Here is an 18,865-nt window from a genome sequence, read left to right as displayed (position 1 = left end):
ATGGTATTGATTCTATTTTCTTGGATTTATATACTGTTTACAACTATCAATCTAGGAATTGTTTTTGATAAAATAACAAGATTAAAGAACACTGACTTTATAACAACATCTATTTTAGGACTGTTTTCGGTAACTCTTTTAGCTAGTTTTTGGGCAATCTTTGGAAGAATTAATGTTGAATTTCATATTGGACTCGCTGTTTTAAATTTAGCAGCATCAATAGTATATAAAAAAGACATCTTTCTCGCCTACACTACTTTTTGGAGTGCATTTAAAAAACTGAATACTTTTTTAAAATACTATCTAATTGTAATTGCACTACTCATTATAGCTCAATGTTCATCGATGCCGTATGTAATTGACAATGAATCATATTATATTCAAACCATAAAATGGATAAATGAATACGGTTTTGTTAAAGGATTAGTTAATTTACATTTTTTCTTGGGTCAAGTTAGTGGCTGGCACATCACTCAAAGTGCTTTAAATTTTTCATTCCTCTACAAAAACTTTAATGATTTAAGTGGATTTTGTCTTCTTTTGGGGAATGTTTTTGCGATTCAAAAACTCAATATCTTTTTTGAAAATAACGAAAAAAAATACCTCATCATAGGATTATTTCCGTTATTCAATTTATTTCTATTTCAATTTATAAGTGCACCTTCACCTGATATTGTAGTTTATGTTTTCACTTTTGTTCTCTTTTTTTATTATTTGGAAAACTTTAAAAAAATGACATCAAAGGTTTTTAACCTACTAGTCATTTTAGTCGTATTCACATTCTACATTAAAAATACTACTATCACTTATTTCTTGATTCCTTTGTTTGTTCTAATCACAAATTATAAGGTGCTTTCTAAAAACCTTTTACAACCAGCCCTAATTTCGATAATGGTTGCGGGCTTATTTATAGCAAAAAACATGATTATTTGCGGCTCTTTAGTATTCCCTTCAAAATTGTTTAATGCATTGAATATGGAGTATTCAATTCCTGATACAATTGAGCAATTTTATTATGACCAATTGAAATATTATGGTTATTTCATTGACCTTAATCAATACAATAGTATGTCGGCTAAAGACTTATTTTTGAGATGGCTTACATTACCAAAATTGAATGGATTATTCAATAAAATCATCATCTTATTAGTTGTAATAATTCCTGTTTTGATATATAAATTTCAAAACAAAAAGGCCTATTGGACATTGTATTTCTTGATGGTAATACAATTAATTTTACTTTTTGCGACCTCACCGCAGTATCGATTCTTTATGAATTTTATAGTATTTTTTTCTCTTTTCTGCTTTGCATTATTGATAAAAAGAAAAAAGCCGATTTATTTTACATTGGTACTTTCATTATTAGCAACAGTATTTGTGTTGTTTATTCCTGTAAATTTAAATCTGTTTTCAAATTATAAATTTATGATGAAAATCAGCAACTTTTCATCCGCTACCATCATTTTTCCATATAAAAACACAAAATACGACACCGCATTTGAAACCATGAAAAACGGGAATTTAATCTACCATTCACCAGTACAAAATGATTTCTTTTGGGCATCTGGTGACGGAGATTTGCCGGCCGTAAATAAAGTGCAAATTGAATATTTTGAAAACTATTTTCATATCATTCCACAACTTCGAACCAAAGACATAAAAGACGGATTTTATGCCAAAGAGCTAATCGAAAATGAATAAATCGGAATTAAAATCTTTTTTAGATGAAAAAGTGGGACAATACAATCATCCCAACTTCATAGAAAGTGATCCTATACAAATTCCTCATCAATTTTCCATCAAAGAAGATATTGAAATTGCTGGATTTCTAGCGGCAACTATTGCTTGGGGTAACCGTAAAATGATTATCAAAAATGCAAACCAAATGATGCATTTAATGGGAAATGCCCCTTATGATTTTGTAATGTCGCACAATGAAACTAATTTGGAACGATTAGAAACTTTTGTTCATCGCACTTTTAACGGAAATGATTTTATAACCTTTATCAAAGGCTTACAAAACATTTATACCAATCATAAGGGTTTAGAAAATGTTTTTTCTTTGAATCAGGAAAACGACAGTATGCAAAAAAGCATACACGAATTTAAAAAACTTTTTTTCGAAGTTCCACATCAAAATCGAACTCAAAAACACATCTCTGACCCTCTTAATAATTCGGCTGCAAAACGACTCAATATGATGCTGAGATGGTTTTGCAGAAAGGATTCAAAAGGAGTTGATTTAGGCATTTGGAACTCCATTTCACCAGCAAAGCTATCATGTCCTTTAGATGTACATTCAGGAAATGTAGCTCGAAAAATAGGAATACTTACTAGAAAACAAAACGATGCTAAAGCTTTGTTTGAATTAGATGAAAATCTACGATTACTTGACCCTAAAGATCCTGTTAAATATGATTTTGCTTTATTTGGATTGGGTGTTTTTGAAGGATTTTAATACTTGTTTCAACAAAAATATAAAAAAACTTTATTGAAGAATTTTGACCTAACACGATACTATTCGTCCATCTTCCATGGTAATGATACGGTTGGTTCTTTGAGCAAAATCGTTGTCATGTGTTACGATTAGTAGCGTTTGATTTTGTTCCTTGGTCAGCTTATTGAAAATATCAAAAACCAAATCACTATTTTTTTTATCTAAATTCCCTGTAGGCTCATCACCCATAATAATCAAAGGATTGTTTATCAAGGCTCGCGCTATTGCCACACGCTGTTTTTGCCCGCCACTGAGTTGATTGGGCATTTTTAGTGCTTGGTCTTGCATATCCAAAGTTTTCAGATGTTCCATAGCGTTATACTCGACTTCTTCATCAGACAATTTACCAAGTTTTAATCCTGGGAGCATTACATTTTTTAAAACATTGTATTCAGACAGCAAATAATGAAACTGGAAGACAAAACCTATTTTTTCATTTCTAATTACTGCCAATTCTTTATCCGATTTACCTGTAATCAATTCTTCATGAATGTATAATTTTCCTTCATAATCTGTGTCCATCGTAGATAGCAAATACAAAAGAGTAGATTTTCCGCAACCTGATTTCCCAACAATTGAAACGAATTCACCATGATCTACATTCATGCTAATTTCTTTGAGCACCTGAAACTGAACAGGGTCATAGAAATATTTAGTTAATCCTTTGGTTTCTAAAACTCTATTTCCCATCTTATTTTCCTCTAATGATTTCTACAGGGTCCACTTTACTCGCTTTTAATGCCGGAAAAAGTCCTGCAATTGTAGTTGTAAAAAGTGCAAAAACAATTCCAATGATATAAAATAACGGATTGTAATTAATTGGATACGTTTTGACTGTTGGCAAAGCAGCCGTATTAAAAGGAAGTATATCTATAATTGATGAAAAGATATATCCGAAAATCAAACCAAAAACACCCCCAGTAACTCCGATAATTAATGATAAAGAGATAAAAATCCATTTTACATCATTACCCGAAAAACCAGTTGCTTTCAAAATAGCAATGCTGTCCATTTTTTCGAAAATCATCATGTTTAGGATATTGTAAATTCCAAAGCCTGCAACAATCAATAAAACGATACCAACTGCATAAGAAATAATGCTCCTAACAGTGCTTCCCGTTTCAAACTGTGAGTTGGTAGTTTGGTAATCTATAGTATCCAAATCAAACTTTGATTTATATTCTTTTGCCAATGCCGGCGCTAATGTTATATCATACAATTTAACTTGTATGTCGGTTACATAATTTGTGGGTTCGCCTACGAGTTTTTGAGCTGTTGTCAAAGACGTATAACTCATCTTGTCATCGATATCTGCAATTCCAATTTGAGTAATTCCAACAATTTTAAGAGCGGCCAAATTTCCTCTAGCCGAAGTAATTTTGATGATATCACCAGTACTTAAAAGCATTTTATCGGCTAAACCTTTACCTATAATAATACTGTTATTCTGATTCAAATCGGATACTTTTCCTTCAATAATATAATCACTCAATTGAAATAATTTCTCTTCAGCGGCTACATCTATTCCGTATATCATTCCAGAAAGTTGAATTGTTCCTGAGTTAAAAAAAACAGGTTCAGTAATCTTTGGAGCAACATCGATAACGCGTTGATCTTGCTTTAAATTATGAATAATGGCTTGACTGTTGTATATGGCCTTGCCTCTATCTTTTGGTTTAACTGAACTTATAAAATTAGTGCTGTGCTTGTATTTTTCAGAAAGTAAAATAGGCTGTTCTTCTGATGGTTTTATTTCATTATAAAGTCTTACATGTGGAGTGCGGTTGAGCATTAATCCGTCGAGTAAATCATTCATTCCGTTCATAAAACTCACCTAAGTGATAAACATGGCTATTCCAAAAGTTACCCCAACAGCCGCCACAACGGTTTGTTTTAGTCGCGCTCTTAACAAGTGAGTAGCAATGTTTAAAATGAGTTTAACGTTCATTATTTAGGTTTGTAAATGGTTTCACCTGCTGATAATCCATATAAAATTTCGGCATTTTGGTAATCGCTCAAGCCAACAGTAACTTTTCGTTTCTCATCTGTATTGACCAAAACATATTCGCCATGAATCAAATAACTTTTAGGAATGGTTACTACGTTTTTTTTTATTTTGATGATAATATTGGCTTCGGTAGTAAGGTTTGGATACAGCTTTTGAGGAGGCTTAACAAAATGAGCCTCTATTTTAAACGTTCGAGAACGCTCATCCATAATGGGATATATTTTATCTACAATAGCATCAAAAACCTGACCTTTATAACTGTCCATAGTTACCAAAACCTTTTGTCCCAATTGCACTTGAACCATATCATTTTCATCCACTTCAAGTTCTATCAAAAAAGAATCTGATTGACCAATGATAGCCAAAGGAGTTTGGGTAGTGATTAGTGTTCCTTCTTTTACTGGTATGTCAAACACTTTACCAGAAAATGCACTTTTAATGCTAAAATCATTTTCTGATGTTTGACTGAGTTTTAAATTGATATTAGTGCGACTTTGATCATTTTTCAATTGAGCTCTTAGTTGCTCCAACTGCTTCTTAGCAGTCTCATAATTAATTTTAGAACTTTTGTAAGCGAGCTCTACCCTTTCAAAATCTACTTCTGAGACAATCTTGTATTCGTGAATTCTTTTGTTTCTATTGTAAATGGATTCGTCAAGTGCCAATTTATCTTTGGTAGCTTGGACTTTCATTTCCATTTCAGAAATTTTATCCTGAATGTATCGATTGCCTTCTTGACTTAATTGATAGGCTAACTGAGCATTCTTAGTATTCAATTCGGCTTTTTCGTTTTCCAACTTAAACAATAAGTCACCTTTGTTAACATTTTGACCTACAGTAACTTTTATTTCGTTTAAAATTCCGTTTACAGTTGAAAAAACGGTGTATTGATTTGCCGCTTTTATAACACCAGATGCGTATACACTTTGTGTTACATCTCCAATTGTAGGTTTAATTTCTTCTGTATCTTTTTTTGAACAAGAAACACTACTAAAAATAATTACATAGAGTAACGATACTATTGTGAATTTCATTTTTCAATTCTTTAAACTATTGATATGACGGAGAAACTATACATCCAAATGTACAACAAAAATAGAATCTAAAGTGGTATCAATTGTTACATAACTACAAGAAAAAGCAGAATTACAATCGTTTTTCCATTTTGTAATCTTCCATGAAGTAGCCCGAACCTATTTCCAAATTTTCTTCGGTAATGACTTGGAATCCATTTTTTAAATAAAATAGATAGGCTTTATTGAATCGATTCACGTTTAGAGAAATACTTTGGTCGTGATTTTCTTTGGCTTTTTTCTCAATTTCTTGAATCAGGAGCTTCCCTACTCCTTTTCCTTGTGCGCTAGGAAGTAAATATAATTTATGTAATCGAGTTTGATTTTTATTTTGATAATGAGGCTGATAAGAAGCAAATCCTAGAGTTTCATGGTTCTGCTTAGCTAATAAAAAATAATGACCATCGTTTAAATTTTTAAACAAAGCATCTTCTGAATAAAATAATTCTAACATATACTCAATTTGAGCTTTTGAAAGAATCGTTTCATAGGTAGTAGGCCAAGTCGTATAAGCAATATTTTGAATGTCTTTAAAATCTTCAGCTGTGGCCTCTACTATTGTAATCATGGTATGAATTATCCGTGAATGGTTTCTTTTTTACCATACTTTGCAATTACAGATGCTTCAAATTCAAGCCATTCCTTCCAACGTTGTTCTACGTCAATTCCGTGACCATATTTTCGTGCATAACTTATGAAAGTGGTGTAATGCCCTGCTTCACTCTCCATCAAATCCCTGTAGAAATTAGATAATTCTTCGTCTTGGATATTTTCAGAAAGCACTTTAAAACGTTCACAACTTCTGGCTTCTATCATAGCCGAAAACAGTAATCGTTCTACAAAACCAGAAACACGACTACCCGTATTACTTCGTTTCATATATTGAGCCAATTCGCCTACATATTCATCTTTTCGTTCACGAGCTAGAGTCAATCCCCGTTTTTTAATAATATCATGCACCATTTGAAAGTGCTCAATTTCTTCTTTGGCCAATGCCAACATATCTGAAACTAAATCAGGATATTCTGAATTGATGGTTATTATTGTAATGGCATTTGAAGCTGCTTTTTGCTCACACCAAGCATGATCAGATAGAATCTCTTCAATATTTTTTTCTACAATATTTACCCATCTTGGGTCGGTTGGTAACTTTAATCGTAAAATCGACATATGAATTTAGTATTAGATTTAAAAAACAAATTTCACTAATTAACACAAAAAAGAAAGTGAAAACAAGTGAAATTTGTTATTAAAATAGTTTGAATTTTTAGAAAACGAACATTGCTCGCTCGCCCATCATTTCGTTTACTTGGTCAGCCACTTCTTCAATAACGGCCTCGTTAGTATGATTCATTAACACTTTATCAATTAAGCTTACGATAGTTTCCATATCTTCTTCAACCAAACCTCGAGTTGTAATAGCTGGAGTTCCTACACGGATTCCTGATGTAATAAACGGAGACTTGTCATCAAAAGGAACCATATTTTTATTTACAGTTATTTCAGCTTTAACTAAGGCATTTTCAGCTTCTTTTCCAGTAATTCCTTTGTTTCTTAAATCGATTAGCATCATGTGATTGTCTGTTCCGCCTGAAATCAAATTGTACCCTCTTTTTACGAATGCTTCAGCCATAGCTTTCGCATTTTTCTGAACTTGCATTGCATAATGGAAAAACTCATCAGATAGACATTCACCAAAAGCAACCGCTTTAGCAGCAATAATGTGCATTAATGGTCCACCTTGATTACCTGGAAAAACTGCTAAATCTAAAAGATTAGACATCATGCGCAATTCTCCTTTTGGTGTTTTTAGTCCAAATGGATTTTCGAAATCTTTTCCCATCAATATCATTCCTCCTCTAGGACCACGTAAGGTTTTATGAGTAGTTGTTGTTACAATATGACAATGAGGAATCGGATCGTTCATCAATCCCTTTGCGATTAATCCTGCAGGATGCGAAATATCGGCCAATAAAATAGCTCCTACGCTATCTGCAATTTGTCGAAAACGAGCAAAATCCATATCACGGCAATAAGCAGAAGCTCCTGCAATGATTAATTTTGGTTGCTCTTTGGTAGCAATTTCTTGAATTTTATCATAATCAAATCTTCCTGTTTCTTTTTCAACTCCGTAAAACACTGGAGTGTATAACCTTCCTGAAAAATTAACTGGTGAACCATGAGTCAAATGACCTCCATGGGATAAATCAAAACCAAGAATTTTATCACCTGGTTGTAAACAAGCGTGATAAACCGCTGTATTTGCTTGAGAACCCGAGTGAGGCTGAACGTTAGCATACTCAGCACCAAATAATTCTTTAGCTCTGTCAATAGCAATTTGTTCTACTACATCTACCACTTCACAACCTCCGTAATATCTTTTACCAGGGTATCCTTCAGCATATTTGTTAGTTAAGCAAGAACCCGCAGCTTCCATTACTTGGTCGCTAACAAAGTTTTCTGATGCGATAAGCTCAATTCCGTGAATTTGTCTGTCTTGTTCTTCAAGTATTAAATTGAAAATCTGTTCGTCGTGTTGCATTTTAAAATTTTTCGTTAAAAACTATGCAAAATTACAAAAACAGTTTGTTAAATTCACATATTATGATATATTTGGTAATTGAATTTTCAACATAATATCAACAGACAAGATGCCAATAACAGCTAACAATCCTAAAAGAAAATCATGGCTTGACGTTCCCAAAGACAGTGATTTCCCTATTCAGAATATTCCCTTTGGAGTCTTTATAACAAAAGACGATGTTATTACCATCGGTACACGAATTGGGGATTACGCCATTGATTTGGGTGCATTGCAGCAGTTGAATTATTTTGAAGGCATTGAATTGACTGATGATATGTTCATGCAAGACACGCTGAACGACTTCATTTCTGATGGAAAAAAAACATGGCGATTGGTTAGAAATAGAATCGCCTCAATTTTTGACAGTACGAATCCTGAATTAAGAGACAACAAAGAACATCGAGAAATTGTTGTGTGTAAAGTAGAAGATGTTGAAATGCAATTGCCTGTTTTAATAGGTGATTACACCGACTTCTATTCTAGTAAAGAGCATGCTACAAATGTTGGAAAAATGTTTCGAGATGCAGAAAATGCGCTACTTCCAAATTGGCTTCACATTCCTGTTGGCTATCACGGTAGAAGTTCTTCTATTATTCCATCAGGTATTCCAGTGCATCGTCCTATGGGACAAACCTTACCAAATGGAGAAACTACACCTGTTTTTGGACCTTCACGCTCCATAGATTTTGAACTTGAAATGGGTTTTATTACCACTGATGTCAATATTATGGGAGAAAATATCCCTGTTCATGAGGCTGAAGATTATATTTTTGGCATGGTTCTGCTAAATGATTGGAGCGCTCGCGATATGCAAAAATGGGAATATGTTCCTCTAGGACCATTTTTGGCTAAAAACTTTGCAACATCCATTTCTCCATGGATTGTCACTATGGACGCTTTGGAACCTTTTAGAACTAAAGGTCCGAAGCAAGACCCAAACCCGCTACCGTATCTCCAACAAAAGGGAAAACACACCTTCGACATTAACCTTGAAGTATCAATTGAACCTGAAAATGGAGAGCCTAATGTGGTCTCTAAATCCAATTTTAAATACATGTATTGGTCTATGAGTCAACAATTAGCGCATCATACTTCTAACGGTTGTCGGGTCAATTCGGGAGATATGATGGGTTCTGGAACAATATCAGGTGCTAGTCCCAACAGTTTTGGTTCGATGTTAGAATTAACTTGGGGCGGAAAAAACCCTTTAAAATTGAATGACGGTACTGAACGTAAATTCATTAACGACAATGATACAGTCATCATAAAAGGATTTTGCAAAAAAAATAATGTGAGAATTGGATTTGGAGAAGTTTCTAGTAAGTTATTACCTCCATTTGTTAGAAAATAACAATGCACTAAAAATTTGTTATAAATCACAAAAACGAAAATTATTTTTGCAAAATAATGTAATTTTGCACCAATGAATAAAACAGTTTTAAATATCGCTTCTATTACAAGGATAAACCCACGGTTTACTTCGCCCGAAGTTCGGATACTATAATTAATTTTAGTACCAAAAGAGTGTTAGGTTTATTTTTATTCATTTTTCATTTTACCATTTTGAAATCATCTTTTTTATCCTCTGGATTTATTTTTTATACAATAACAATTGCAATCACATTGTTACTATTACAACGTATTTTAAATTGTCTGAATTTAAAAGAAATTAATTTGAACATTGGTTCTACAGCTTTAATTTACATTACATTTTTTAACCCAAAACTTGAACTTTTTAAATGAAAATATCCATAGTTATAGCTCAAGAAGAACATTATAAATATGCACAAGAAATTTGTGACACTATCGAAACCTCCGCTCTATTGAGAGGAACTGGAATCGCTAAGCGTACTCCTGAGTATATCCAAAAGAAAATGCACAACAAAGATGCTGTTATCGCCTTAGATAATGGAAAATTTGCTGGTTTTTGTTATATCGAAAGTTGGCAACACGGAAAATTTGTAGCACATTCAGGACTAATTGTACATCCTGACTATAGAAATTTAGGTTTGGCAAAGAAGATTAAATCTAAAGTATTTGAGTATTCGTTGAAAAAATATCCTGATGCTAAAGTTTTTGGAATCACAACTGGATTGGCGGTAATGAAAATCAATTCCGATTTAGGATACAAACCCGTTCCCTTCTCTGAATTAACAACTGACCCTAGCTTTTGGAAAGGATGTCAAACGTGTACCAATTATGAGATTCTAAAAAGTAAAGAAAACAAAATGTGTCTCTGTACTGGAATGCTATACGACCCTAAAGAAAAAGCGAAAGATCCTCCAAAACACCCTTTTAATGTAAAGGTTCTCAATAGATTAAAATCAATAAAACAAGCCCTTTTCCTAAAAAAATAAAGTTATGAAAAAAGTTGTATTAGCCTATAGCGGTGGATTAGATACCTCATATTGCCTTAAATATTTAAAAAACGAAAAAGGATTTGAAGTACATACAGTATTAATTAATACTGGTGGATTTGATGATGCTGAACTTTCTGCAATAGAAAAAAGAGCGTATGAACTAGGCAGTGCCAAACATGCTAATCTTAGCATTTTAGATAAATATTATGATAAAGCCATTAAATATTTGATTTATGGTAATGTTTTAAAAAACAATACCTATCCATTATCTGTAAGTGCTGAACGTGTTTTTCAAGCGATTGAAGCCATAAAATATGCTAAATCGGTTGGAGCTACTGCTATTGCTCACGGAAGTACTGGTGCAGGAAACGATCAAATTCGTTTCGATTTGATTTTCCAAACCATTGCTCCAGAAATTGAAATTATCACTCCAATTCGTGACTTGAAACTATCAAGACAAGAAGAAGTGGATTATTTAGCTAAAAATGGCGTTCACTATTCTTGGGAAAAGGCACAATATTCTATCAATAAAGGATTATGGGGAACTAGTGTAGGCGGAAAAGAAACCTTGACTTCAAACAAACCTCTTCCAAGTGAAGCCTATCCCTCTCAATTAACAAAAGAAGGCGAAGAGAAAGTAACTTTAGAATTTAAAAAAGGCGAATTGATTGCTGTAAACGGTAAAAAAGACAAACCTTCAAATAATATTGTTGCTTTAGAAAAACTAGCTAATGCCTATGCTATTGGTAGAGATATTCATGTGGGCGACACGATTATCGGAATCAAAGGAAGAGTTGGTTTTGAAGCTGCAGCACCATTAATTATTATCAAAGCGCATCATTTATTAGAAAAACACACTCTTGGAAAATGGCAACAATACTGGAAAGAACAGCTTGGAAACTGGTACGGAATGTTATTCCATGAAGGTCAATTTTTAGATCCTGTGATGCGTAACATCGAAACTTTCCTTGAAGATACCCAGACAACTGTGAATGGAACCGTAACAGTATCTTTAAAACCGTATCATTTTTCGCTTGACGGAATAGAATCCGAAAACGATTTGATGAATACGGGATTCGGGCAATATGGCGAAATGAATAATGCATGGACGTCTGATGATGCGAAAGGATTTATTAAAATTTTAGGCAATGCACAAAAAATTTATTCATCTGTAAATCATTTGGATTATGATTAATGTTGGAATAATTGGAGGTTCAGGCTATACCGCAGGCGAACTCATCAGAATACTGATGTTTCATCCTAATGCCACAATCGATTTTGTTTACAGCACCACAAATGCTGGTAAACCTCTTTCGATAGCTCATCATGACCTATTAGGCGATATCGAAATGAATTTTACGGATACTATAAATCCGGATGTAAATGTTGTTTTTTTATGCTTGGGACATGGAAAATCCAAAGCCTTTTTAGAACAAAATCAATTCGCTAGCCATACCAAAATTATCGACTTAGGAAATGATTTCAGATTGAATAAGGACGCCACTTTTGACGAAAAAACTTTCGTTTATGGTTTGCCAGAATTGAATAAAACAAAAATAAAAAAAGCTCAATATATCGCGAATCCAGGTTGTTTTGCTACAGCAATTCAATTGGCTTTATTACCATTAGCGAAAAATGGAATGCTTACCTCCGATGTTCATATTAATGCAACTACAGGAAGTACAGGTGCTGGAGTTTCACTTTCAGAAACATCACATTTTAGTTGGAGAAACAACAACATGTCTCATTACAAAGCCTTTGAACACCAGCACTTAGGTGAAATAAACCAAAGCATCAACCAATTACAGGCTAATTTTGAAAATGAATTAATTTTTGTTCCAAACAGAGGAAATTTTACCAGAGGTATTTTTGCAACACTATATACAACTATTGAAGAAAATGTAGAAGAGGTAGTTACTAAATATGAATCGTTTTACGCCAAACACCCTTTTGTCACCGTAACTACCACTCCTATTAACATGAAACAAGTAGTACAAACCAACAAATGCATCATTAGTTTACTCAAAAAAGGGAACCGGCTTTTGATTACTTCAATAATTGACAATTTAACTAAGGGTGCCTCTGGACAAGCCATCCAAAATATGAATTTACTATTTGGATTGGATGAAACAACTGGATTGCATTTGAAACCAAGTGGATTCTAAAAATAATTAAAAGATTGAAAGATTTAATGATAAAAAAATCTTAGTAAGTGAAACACAAATTTTTAAATTCTTCAATTTTTAAATCTTTAAATAATTAAACATGAACTTATTTAACGTTTATCCATTATATGATGTGACTCCCGTAAAAGGGCTGGACTGTATTATTACCGATGATAAAGGAGTCGAATATCTTGACCTTTATGGTGGTCATGCAGTGATTTCAGTTGGGCATACCCATCCAGAATATGTAGCAAAATTGAAAAATCAATTAGATAATTTAGCATTTTATTCGAATGCGATACAAAATCCAATTCAAGAAGAATTAGCAACTAAACTAGGGAAACTATCTGGTTGTGAAGATTATGATTTGTTTTTGTGCAGTTCTGGAGCTGAGGCTAATGAAAATGCATTAAAATTAGCTTCGTTCGTCAATGGTAAGTCAAGAGTGATTGCTTTTAACAACTCTTTTCATGGAAGAACTTCTGCAGCTGTTGCAGTAACGGATAATGAAAAAATTAATGCTCCATTGAACAAGCAACAAAAAGTAACTTTTTTACCCTTTGATGATGTTGAAACCTTAGAAAATGAACTAAAAAAAGGAGATGTTTCTTCCATAATTATAGAATCCATTCAGGGCGTTGGAGGTTTAGACCAAGCTTCTACGGAATATTTTCAAGCCTTAGAGAGATTGTGTAAAACGTATGATGTCATTCTTATTTTAGACGAAGTTCAAGCCGGATATGGAAGAACAGGGAAGTTTTTTGGATTTCAACATCACGACATAAAACCAGACATTATTACCGTTGCCAAAGGTATGGGGAATGGCTTTCCTATTGGAGGCGTTTTGATTGGTCATCACATTGCGGCTGTTTATGGAATGTTAGGCACCACTTTTGGAGGAAATCATCTATCTTGCGCTGCTGGAATTGCAGTTTTAGATATTATTGAAAAAGAAAAATTAATTGAAAATGCTACTACAATTTCTGCTTATTTTCAGGAACAAATAAAAAGCGTTCCTCAAGTAAAAAAAGTCAAAGGAAGAGGATTAATGCTAGGAGTTGAATTTGATTTTGATGTAAGTGCCTTGCGAAAAAAACTCATTCTCGAAAAGCATATTTTTACAGGAAGTGCCAATAATAAAAACTTGTTAAGGATACTTCCTCCTCTGACAATCAAGAAGAAAGACATAGATACTTTTATTGTTGCTTTAAAAGAAAGCTTAACGGAAATACAATCTTAAAATTATGAATCAGTTATTACCCATAGACAAACGAAATGCTGTTTTGAGTCGAATGGCAATTCTTTTAGAACAAGAAAGAGCTAGTTTAAAAAGCATCAATCAACAGGATTTGAATAATTATTCTGGTGAAGATTTAGCTATGGAGAAAAGACTATTGGTTGACGATTCAAAAGTAGATGGAATGATTCTTTCACTCCAGCAATTGGCTAGTCAAGAAGATCCTGTTGGGAAAATCCGATTTGATTTTACTCATGATAATGGAATGAAAATTTACAACAAAACAGCTGCTTTTGGAACCATATTGATTATTTATGAATCCAGACCCGATGTAACGGTAGAAGCTGGAGGAATCGCATTCAAATCAGGAAATAAAATTTTATTGAAAGGCGGAAAAGAGTCGTTGCAATCCAATTTAAAGATTGTAAGTCTTTGGCATCAAGCTTTGGCAGACAATGACGTTTCAACAGATTGGGTGGAATATTTAAATTACGACCGAAATGAAACTCAGAAATTCCTTGAAAAACCTACTCAAAGAGTCGATTTAATTGTTCCTCGTGGCGGAGAAAATCTAATTAATTTTGTCAAAAAACATGCTACTTGCCCAGTTATAGTTAGTGGTCGTGGCAACAATTTTGTTTATGTACACGAAGAGGCAGATGTCAACCAAGCTTTAGCTATTATCATTAATGGCAAAACCTCAAATATATCAGTTTGCAATGCTTTAGATAAAGTTTTAATCGATACTAATTTGGAACATTGGGAAGACTTTGCAAAAAAAATAATTTCCGAATTACAACAAAGAAATGTCACCGTTCTTGGCGACGAAACCATTTCTAAGACTACAAATGTTTCTCAAATAACATCCGATTTGATTTGGTATGAAGAATTTTTGGATTATAAAATTGTAATTGGAACTAGTAATTCAAACCAAGAAGCTATTGAAAAAATCAACCACTATTGCGGTGGACATTCTGCTTCTATAATTACAAAAAACGATGCTGTAGCTCAGGATTTCATGGAAAACATTGACGCTTCAGCAGTCTATCAAAACGCTTCTACCCGATTTACTGACGGTGGGCAATTTGGTTTAGGTGGTGAACTAGCAATCAGTACTGACAAGTTGCACCAGCGCGGCCCTATTGGTTTACAACATTTAGTTACTAATAAATGGTATATTTACGGTCATGGACAAATCAGGTAAAAAAAGAATTTTATTAAAGTTAGGAAGCAATACCTTAACCAAAGAAACCAATCACATTTCGAGAGGAAAGATTGAAGATATTGGCATGCAAATCGCAGCCCTGAAAGACGAATATGAGTTTGTAATTGTGAGCTCGGGAGCTATTGCAGCCGCCAAACAATTTGTAAAACTGGAAAGTCAAGACAAAGAAGTTTTTGTAAAACAAGCTTTAGCATCGATTGGTCAACCTCAATTAATGCGGATTTACCAAGAAAATTTCAGTGATTTGGGATTACTTACCTCTCAATGTTTGCTTTCTTATTCCGATTTTGAAAAGGAACAAACTAAGGTAAATATTGTAAATACCATAAATGTCTTAGTCAAAAACAATTATATCCCTATTATCAATGAAAATGATACGGTAGCATCTGATGAAATTCAATTTGGTGATAATGATAAATTAGCCGCATTAACAGCTGTTTTACTAGATGTCGATATTTTGATTATTGCAACTAATACAAATGGAATTTACACCAAAGAATCAATTAATGATAAAACACCAAAGACCATAACCCTGGTGAATGATTTAGAATCCTTACAAAAGGAAATTGGAAAATCAAAATCATCACACGGGACAGGCGGAATGCAATCTAAAATTGACTCTGCCGCTATTGCTAAAGCAGCTCATATTGAGACATGGATAATTAATGGTTTAAAAGATAATTTTATTTTGAAGGCATTAAATAATGAAATTGCGTTTACTAAAATTATTTAGATTGAAAACAAATGATACGGAATTGTTTATTCCGTGTACAAAAACAACATAACTAACAATGAACTACACTTCTATACAAGACATCGACAATCTCTCACAATGGGTGAAAGAGGCTCTTAAAATTAAAAAGAAACCGCTAAAAAATAAAAAACTAGGAAAAAACAAAACCCTAGGAATGTTATTTTTCAATCCGAGTTTAAGAACCCGTCTAAGCACACAAAAAGCAGCATTGAATCTAGGAATGAACGTAATGGTAATGAACTTTACCAATGAAGGTTGGACCTTAGAATTTGAAGATGGTGCCATAATGAATAAAGGCGCATCAGAACATATCAAAGAAGCAGCCGAAGTAATTTCTCAATATTGTGATATTATCGCTATCAGAGCTTTTGCAGGTTTAGTTGACAAAGAAAAAGATAACGCCGAAACAGTAATGGCAGGATTTTTAAAATATGCTACCGTACCTATCGTAAACATGGAAGGTTGTACAGGTCATCCACTGCAATCACTAGCAGATGCGATTACCATGGAAGAGCACAAAACACAACACAGACCCAAAGTAGTTTTAACTTGGGCACCCCATCCAAGAGCCTTGCCACAAGCTGTTGCCAATTCTTTTGTGCAAATGATGCAATTACAGGACATGGATTTTGTAATTACTCATCCTGAAGGTTACGAGTTAAATCCAGAAATCACCAAAGATTCTAAAATTGAATACAATCAAAACAAGGCCTTCGAAAATGCCGATTTTATCTATGCCAAAAATTGGAGTAATTACAATGATTATGGAAAAATCACCAATTCAGACCCCAACTGGACCGTAACAGCCGAAAAAATGGCATTGACCAATAATGCGAAATTCATGCATTGTTTACCCGTTAGACGTAATGTAATCGTAACCGACGAAGTTATTGACAGCGAAAATTCAATTGTAATTGAACAAGCAAACAACAGAACCTATTCTGCTCAATTGGTATTGAAAAAGATATTAGAAGATGGAAAATAAACAACCTTTAACCCTAATCAAAATAGGCGGAAATATTATTGATAATCCAACGGAATTATCACAATTTCTATCTGATTTTTCTAAAATTGATGGTAATAAGGTATTAGTTCATGGTGGAGGAAAGTCTGCTACAAAAATGGCACAAAGCATTGGTCTCATCCCTCAAATGATTGAAGGTCGTCGTATTACCGATGCTGCAATGCTGGATGTTGTAGTGATGATTTACGCTGGCGAAATCAACAAAAAAGTTGTGGCACAATTACAAGCCAATAAAACCAACTCCATGGGATTTTCAGGTGCCGATGGCAATTTAATTCAATCCACAAAAAGAAATCATCCCACCATTGATTATGGTTTTGTTGGAGATGTACAAAAAGTCAATACCACGCTATTAGAAACTTTGATTTCTAATGGAATCGTTCCAGTATTTTGTGCCATCACGCACGATAAAAAAGGACAATTATTAAATACCAATGCCGACACTATCGCGAGCGAATTGGCGATAGCTTTATCTGAAGTTTTTGATGTAACTTTGAATTATTGTTTTGAAAAACCAGGTGTTTTGTATGATGCCGAGGATGATTCATCTGTGATTGAGAAAATAAATCCTGAACTCTATTTGAAATTGAAAGAAGAAAAAGCAATACATTCCGGTATGATTCCAAAACTAGACAACTGTTTCAATAGCTTGAACAAAGGTGTTCAGAAAATAAAAATTGGACATCATAATATGTTGAAAAACGAAAATTCAATTTGCACGACAATTCAGTTATAAAAAAATGAACCATTACTATTTTAAGTTTCATTAAGTCATACAAATCTTAATTACCTTAATTTCTTAATGGTTTAAAAAGAAAAACAAATATGTTTTCTTACTAAAAAAATATGAAAAACATACAAACCCTTACCGAAGAAGCTATTGCGTTATTAAAATCGCTTATTGAAACTCCTTCCTTCTCAAGTGAAGAAGATCAAACGGCGCTTCTAATTGAACAATGGTTTACTCAAAATACGATTCCTTTTAAAAGAGAAAACAATAATATCTGGGCTTTCAATCAACATTTTGATACGTCCAAACCAACACTTTTATTGAATTCCCATCACGATACTGTAAAACCCAATCAAGGGTATACTAAAGACCCTTTTAAAGTTATTGTTGAAGATGGAAAATTATATGGTTTGGGAAGTAATGATGCAGGTGGTTGTTTGGTTTCATTATTAGCCACTTTCGTTCATTTCTATACTCATGCAAATTTACCTTACAATATCGTTATGGTTGCTTCTGCTGAAGAAGAAAGCAGCGGAAAGAATGGCTTGAACAGTGTTTTAAAACACCTGCCTGAATTGGATTGCGCTATTGTTGGAGAGCCAACTTTAATGCAATTGGCCATAGCCGAAAAAGGATTATTGGTATTGGATGTTATTATAAAAGGAACTGCAAGTCATGCCGCGCATAAAAATGATGACAATCCAATTTACAATGCTATGCCCGTCATTGAATGGTTCAAAACATTTGCATTTGAAAAAATATCCGATGTTTTAGGTCCTGTAAAAATGACTGTGACCCAAATTAATGCAGGAAAACAACACAATGTAGTTCCCGCCGAATGTCATTTGGTTGTTGATATCAGAGTAAATGATTGTTATAGCAATACCGAAATTTTAGAAGTCGTAAGAACTCATGTCAATGCTGAAGTCACTCCTCGCTCGATGCATTTAAATGCGTCATCTATCCCTATTTCACATAAATTAGTACAAGCAGGAATTGCTCTAGGTAGAACTACTTATGGTTCCCCTACGCTTTCTGATCAATCCGTTTTGAGTTGCCAATCTTTGAAATTAGGGCCAGGTGAAACTTTGCGTTCGCACTCCGCTGATGAATTTATATTTTTACATGAAATAGAAGAAGGAATTCAATTATATATCAACATATTAAATGATTTTTTTACAATTAATTAGGAGCTAATTCCGCTATTC

The 18,865-nt window shown here is 33.5% G+C and carries 18 protein-coding genes; 12 read left to right on the top strand and 6 right to left on the bottom strand.

Annotated features, from left to right (window positions below; genetic code table 11):
* Together AC23L6_RS06980 and AC23L6_RS06975 are read left to right on the top strand one after the other, a co-directional pair.
* The gene (locus AC23L6_RS06980; RefSeq protein ID WP_487561407.1) at positions 1-1,701 is read left to right on the top strand and encodes an LIC_10190 family membrane protein; all 1,701 of its coding nucleotides are present in this window, start codon (positions 1-3) and stop codon (positions 1,699-1,701) included.
* Positions 1,694-2,458 carry a TIGR02757 family protein gene (locus AC23L6_RS06975; protein ID WP_487561409.1) on the top strand — a complete coding sequence of 255 codons (765 nt, stop codon included), beginning with the start codon at positions 1,694-1,696 and terminating at the stop codon, positions 2,456-2,458. The genes AC23L6_RS06980 and AC23L6_RS06975 overlap by 8 nt, the downstream gene beginning before the upstream one ends.
* A gap of 48 nt (positions 2,459-2,506) precedes the next feature.
* On the opposite strand, the gene AC23L6_RS06970 is transcribed toward AC23L6_RS06975, so the two are convergent.
* From AC23L6_RS06970 to glyA, 6 genes are all read right to left on the bottom strand, one after another.
* Positions 2,507-3,187: an ABC transporter ATP-binding protein gene (locus AC23L6_RS06970; RefSeq protein WP_487561410.1), complete on the bottom strand. Its 681-nt coding sequence runs from the start codon at positions 3,185-3,187 to the stop codon at positions 2,507-2,509.
* A 1-nt stretch (position 3,188) separates the two neighbouring features.
* Positions 3,189-4,313, bottom strand: coding sequence for an ABC transporter permease (locus tag AC23L6_RS06965; RefSeq protein ID WP_487561412.1), 1,125 nt, complete (start codon positions 4,311-4,313; stop codon positions 3,189-3,191).
* Between the two features lie 131 nt (positions 4,314-4,444).
* Positions 4,445-5,539 (bottom strand): efflux RND transporter periplasmic adaptor subunit, encoded by a 1,095-nt coding sequence (locus AC23L6_RS06960; protein ID WP_487561413.1) that lies wholly within the window; start codon positions 5,537-5,539, stop codon positions 4,445-4,447.
* Between the two features lie 112 nt (positions 5,540-5,651).
* Positions 5,652-6,146, bottom strand: coding sequence for an N-acetyltransferase family protein (locus AC23L6_RS06955; protein ID WP_487561415.1), 495 nt, complete (start codon positions 6,144-6,146; stop codon positions 5,652-5,654).
* 8 nt (positions 6,147-6,154) lie between these two features.
* On the bottom strand, positions 6,155-6,742 hold the full coding sequence (locus AC23L6_RS06950; RefSeq protein WP_487561602.1) for a MiaE family protein: 588 nt from the start codon (positions 6,740-6,742) through the stop codon (positions 6,155-6,157).
* A 103-nt stretch (positions 6,743-6,845) separates the two neighbouring features.
* Complete coding sequence (gene glyA / locus AC23L6_RS06945; protein WP_487561416.1) at positions 6,846-8,120, bottom strand: serine hydroxymethyltransferase; 1,275 nt, start codon at positions 8,118-8,120, stop codon at positions 6,846-6,848.
* Between the two features lie 109 nt (positions 8,121-8,229).
* On the opposite strand from glyA, the gene fahA reads away from it, so the two are divergent.
* The 10 genes from fahA to AC23L6_RS06895 all read left to right on the top strand — a co-directional run bounded on the left by fahA (position 8,230) and on the right by AC23L6_RS06895 (position 18,847).
* The gene (fahA, locus tag AC23L6_RS06940; protein WP_487561417.1) at positions 8,230-9,513 is read left to right on the top strand and encodes a fumarylacetoacetase; all 1,284 of its coding nucleotides are present in this window, start codon (positions 8,230-8,232) and stop codon (positions 9,511-9,513) included.
* Between the two features lie 388 nt (positions 9,514-9,901).
* Positions 9,902-10,519 carry a GNAT family N-acetyltransferase gene (locus AC23L6_RS06935; protein WP_487561419.1) on the top strand — a complete coding sequence of 206 codons (618 nt, stop codon included), beginning with the start codon at positions 9,902-9,904 and terminating at the stop codon, positions 10,517-10,519.
* Positions 10,520-10,523: 4 nt separating this feature from the next.
* Positions 10,524-11,717 carry an argininosuccinate synthase gene (locus tag AC23L6_RS06930; protein WP_487561420.1) on the top strand — a complete coding sequence of 398 codons (1,194 nt, stop codon included), beginning with the start codon at positions 10,524-10,526 and terminating at the stop codon, positions 11,715-11,717.
* The gene (argC, locus tag AC23L6_RS06925) at positions 11,710-12,687 is read left to right on the top strand and encodes an N-acetyl-gamma-glutamyl-phosphate reductase (protein WP_487561422.1); all 978 of its coding nucleotides are present in this window, start codon (positions 11,710-11,712) and stop codon (positions 12,685-12,687) included. The genes AC23L6_RS06930 and argC overlap by 8 nt, the downstream gene beginning before the upstream one ends.
* A gap of 100 nt (positions 12,688-12,787) precedes the next feature.
* Positions 12,788-13,927 (top strand): aspartate aminotransferase family protein, encoded by a 1,140-nt coding sequence (locus AC23L6_RS06920; RefSeq protein WP_487561424.1) that lies wholly within the window; start codon positions 12,788-12,790, stop codon positions 13,925-13,927.
* A gap of 4 nt (positions 13,928-13,931) precedes the next feature.
* Positions 13,932-15,128, top strand: a complete 1,197-nt coding sequence (locus tag AC23L6_RS06915; RefSeq protein WP_487561425.1) for a glutamate-5-semialdehyde dehydrogenase — start codon at positions 13,932-13,934, stop codon at positions 15,126-15,128.
* Positions 15,112-15,882: a glutamate 5-kinase gene (proB, locus tag AC23L6_RS06910; RefSeq protein ID WP_487561427.1), complete on the top strand. Its 771-nt coding sequence runs from the start codon at positions 15,112-15,114 to the stop codon at positions 15,880-15,882. Before AC23L6_RS06915 ends, proB begins: the two co-directional genes overlap by 17 nt.
* Before the next feature lie 58 nt (positions 15,883-15,940).
* Positions 15,941-16,888 (top strand): N-acetylornithine carbamoyltransferase, encoded by a 948-nt coding sequence (locus AC23L6_RS06905; protein ID WP_487561429.1) that lies wholly within the window; start codon positions 15,941-15,943, stop codon positions 16,886-16,888.
* Positions 16,878-17,663 carry an acetylglutamate kinase gene (gene argB / locus AC23L6_RS06900; RefSeq protein WP_487561430.1) on the top strand — a complete coding sequence of 262 codons (786 nt, stop codon included), beginning with the start codon at positions 16,878-16,880 and terminating at the stop codon, positions 17,661-17,663. The genes AC23L6_RS06905 and argB overlap by 11 nt, the downstream gene beginning before the upstream one ends.
* 110 nt (positions 17,664-17,773) lie before the next feature.
* A complete protein-coding gene (locus AC23L6_RS06895) occupies positions 17,774-18,847 on the top strand; it encodes a M20 family metallo-hydrolase (RefSeq protein ID WP_487561432.1) in 1,074 nt (357 codons plus the stop codon).
* Positions 18,848-18,865: the final 18 nt, after the last annotated feature.

Source organism: Flavobacterium sp. R1_16, from assembly GCF_057652095.1.
Note: the sequence above shows the minus strand (reverse complement) of the source record. Positions and strands in the feature narration are given on the sequence as shown.

Coding starts and splice junctions, on each gene's coding strand:
- AC23L6_RS06980 (WP_487561407.1), top strand. CDS start 1: ATGGTATTGATTCTATTTTCTTGGATTTATATACTGTTTACAACTATC.
- AC23L6_RS06975 (WP_487561409.1), top strand. CDS start 1,694: ATGAATAAATCGGAATTAAAATCTTTTTTAGATGAAAAAGTGGGACAA.
- AC23L6_RS06970 (WP_487561410.1), bottom strand. CDS start 3,187: ATGGGAAATAGAGTTTTAGAAACCAAAGGATTAACTAAATATTTCTAT.
- AC23L6_RS06965 (WP_487561412.1), bottom strand. CDS start 4,313: ATGAATGATTTACTCGACGGATTAATGCTCAACCGCACTCCACATGTA.
- AC23L6_RS06960 (WP_487561413.1), bottom strand. CDS start 5,539: ATGAAATTCACAATAGTATCGTTACTCTATGTAATTATTTTTAGTAGT.
- AC23L6_RS06955 (WP_487561415.1), bottom strand. CDS start 6,146: ATGATTACAATAGTAGAGGCCACAGCTGAAGATTTTAAAGACATTCAA.
- glyA (WP_487561416.1), bottom strand. CDS start 8,120: ATGCAACACGACGAACAGATTTTCAATTTAATACTTGAAGAACAAGAC.
- fahA (WP_487561417.1), top strand. CDS start 8,230: ATGCCAATAACAGCTAACAATCCTAAAAGAAAATCATGGCTTGACGTT.
- AC23L6_RS06935 (WP_487561419.1), top strand. CDS start 9,902: ATGAAAATATCCATAGTTATAGCTCAAGAAGAACATTATAAATATGCA.
- AC23L6_RS06930 (WP_487561420.1), top strand. CDS start 10,524: ATGAAAAAAGTTGTATTAGCCTATAGCGGTGGATTAGATACCTCATAT.
- argC (WP_487561422.1), top strand. CDS start 11,710: ATGATTAATGTTGGAATAATTGGAGGTTCAGGCTATACCGCAGGCGAA.
- AC23L6_RS06920 (WP_487561424.1), top strand. CDS start 12,788: ATGAACTTATTTAACGTTTATCCATTATATGATGTGACTCCCGTAAAA.
- AC23L6_RS06915 (WP_487561425.1), top strand. CDS start 13,932: ATGAATCAGTTATTACCCATAGACAAACGAAATGCTGTTTTGAGTCGA.
- proB (WP_487561427.1), top strand. CDS start 15,112: ATGGACAAATCAGGTAAAAAAAGAATTTTATTAAAGTTAGGAAGCAAT.
- AC23L6_RS06905 (WP_487561429.1), top strand. CDS start 15,941: ATGAACTACACTTCTATACAAGACATCGACAATCTCTCACAATGGGTG.
- argB (WP_487561430.1), top strand. CDS start 16,878: ATGGAAAATAAACAACCTTTAACCCTAATCAAAATAGGCGGAAATATT.
- AC23L6_RS06895 (WP_487561432.1), top strand. CDS start 17,774: ATGAAAAACATACAAACCCTTACCGAAGAAGCTATTGCGTTATTAAAA.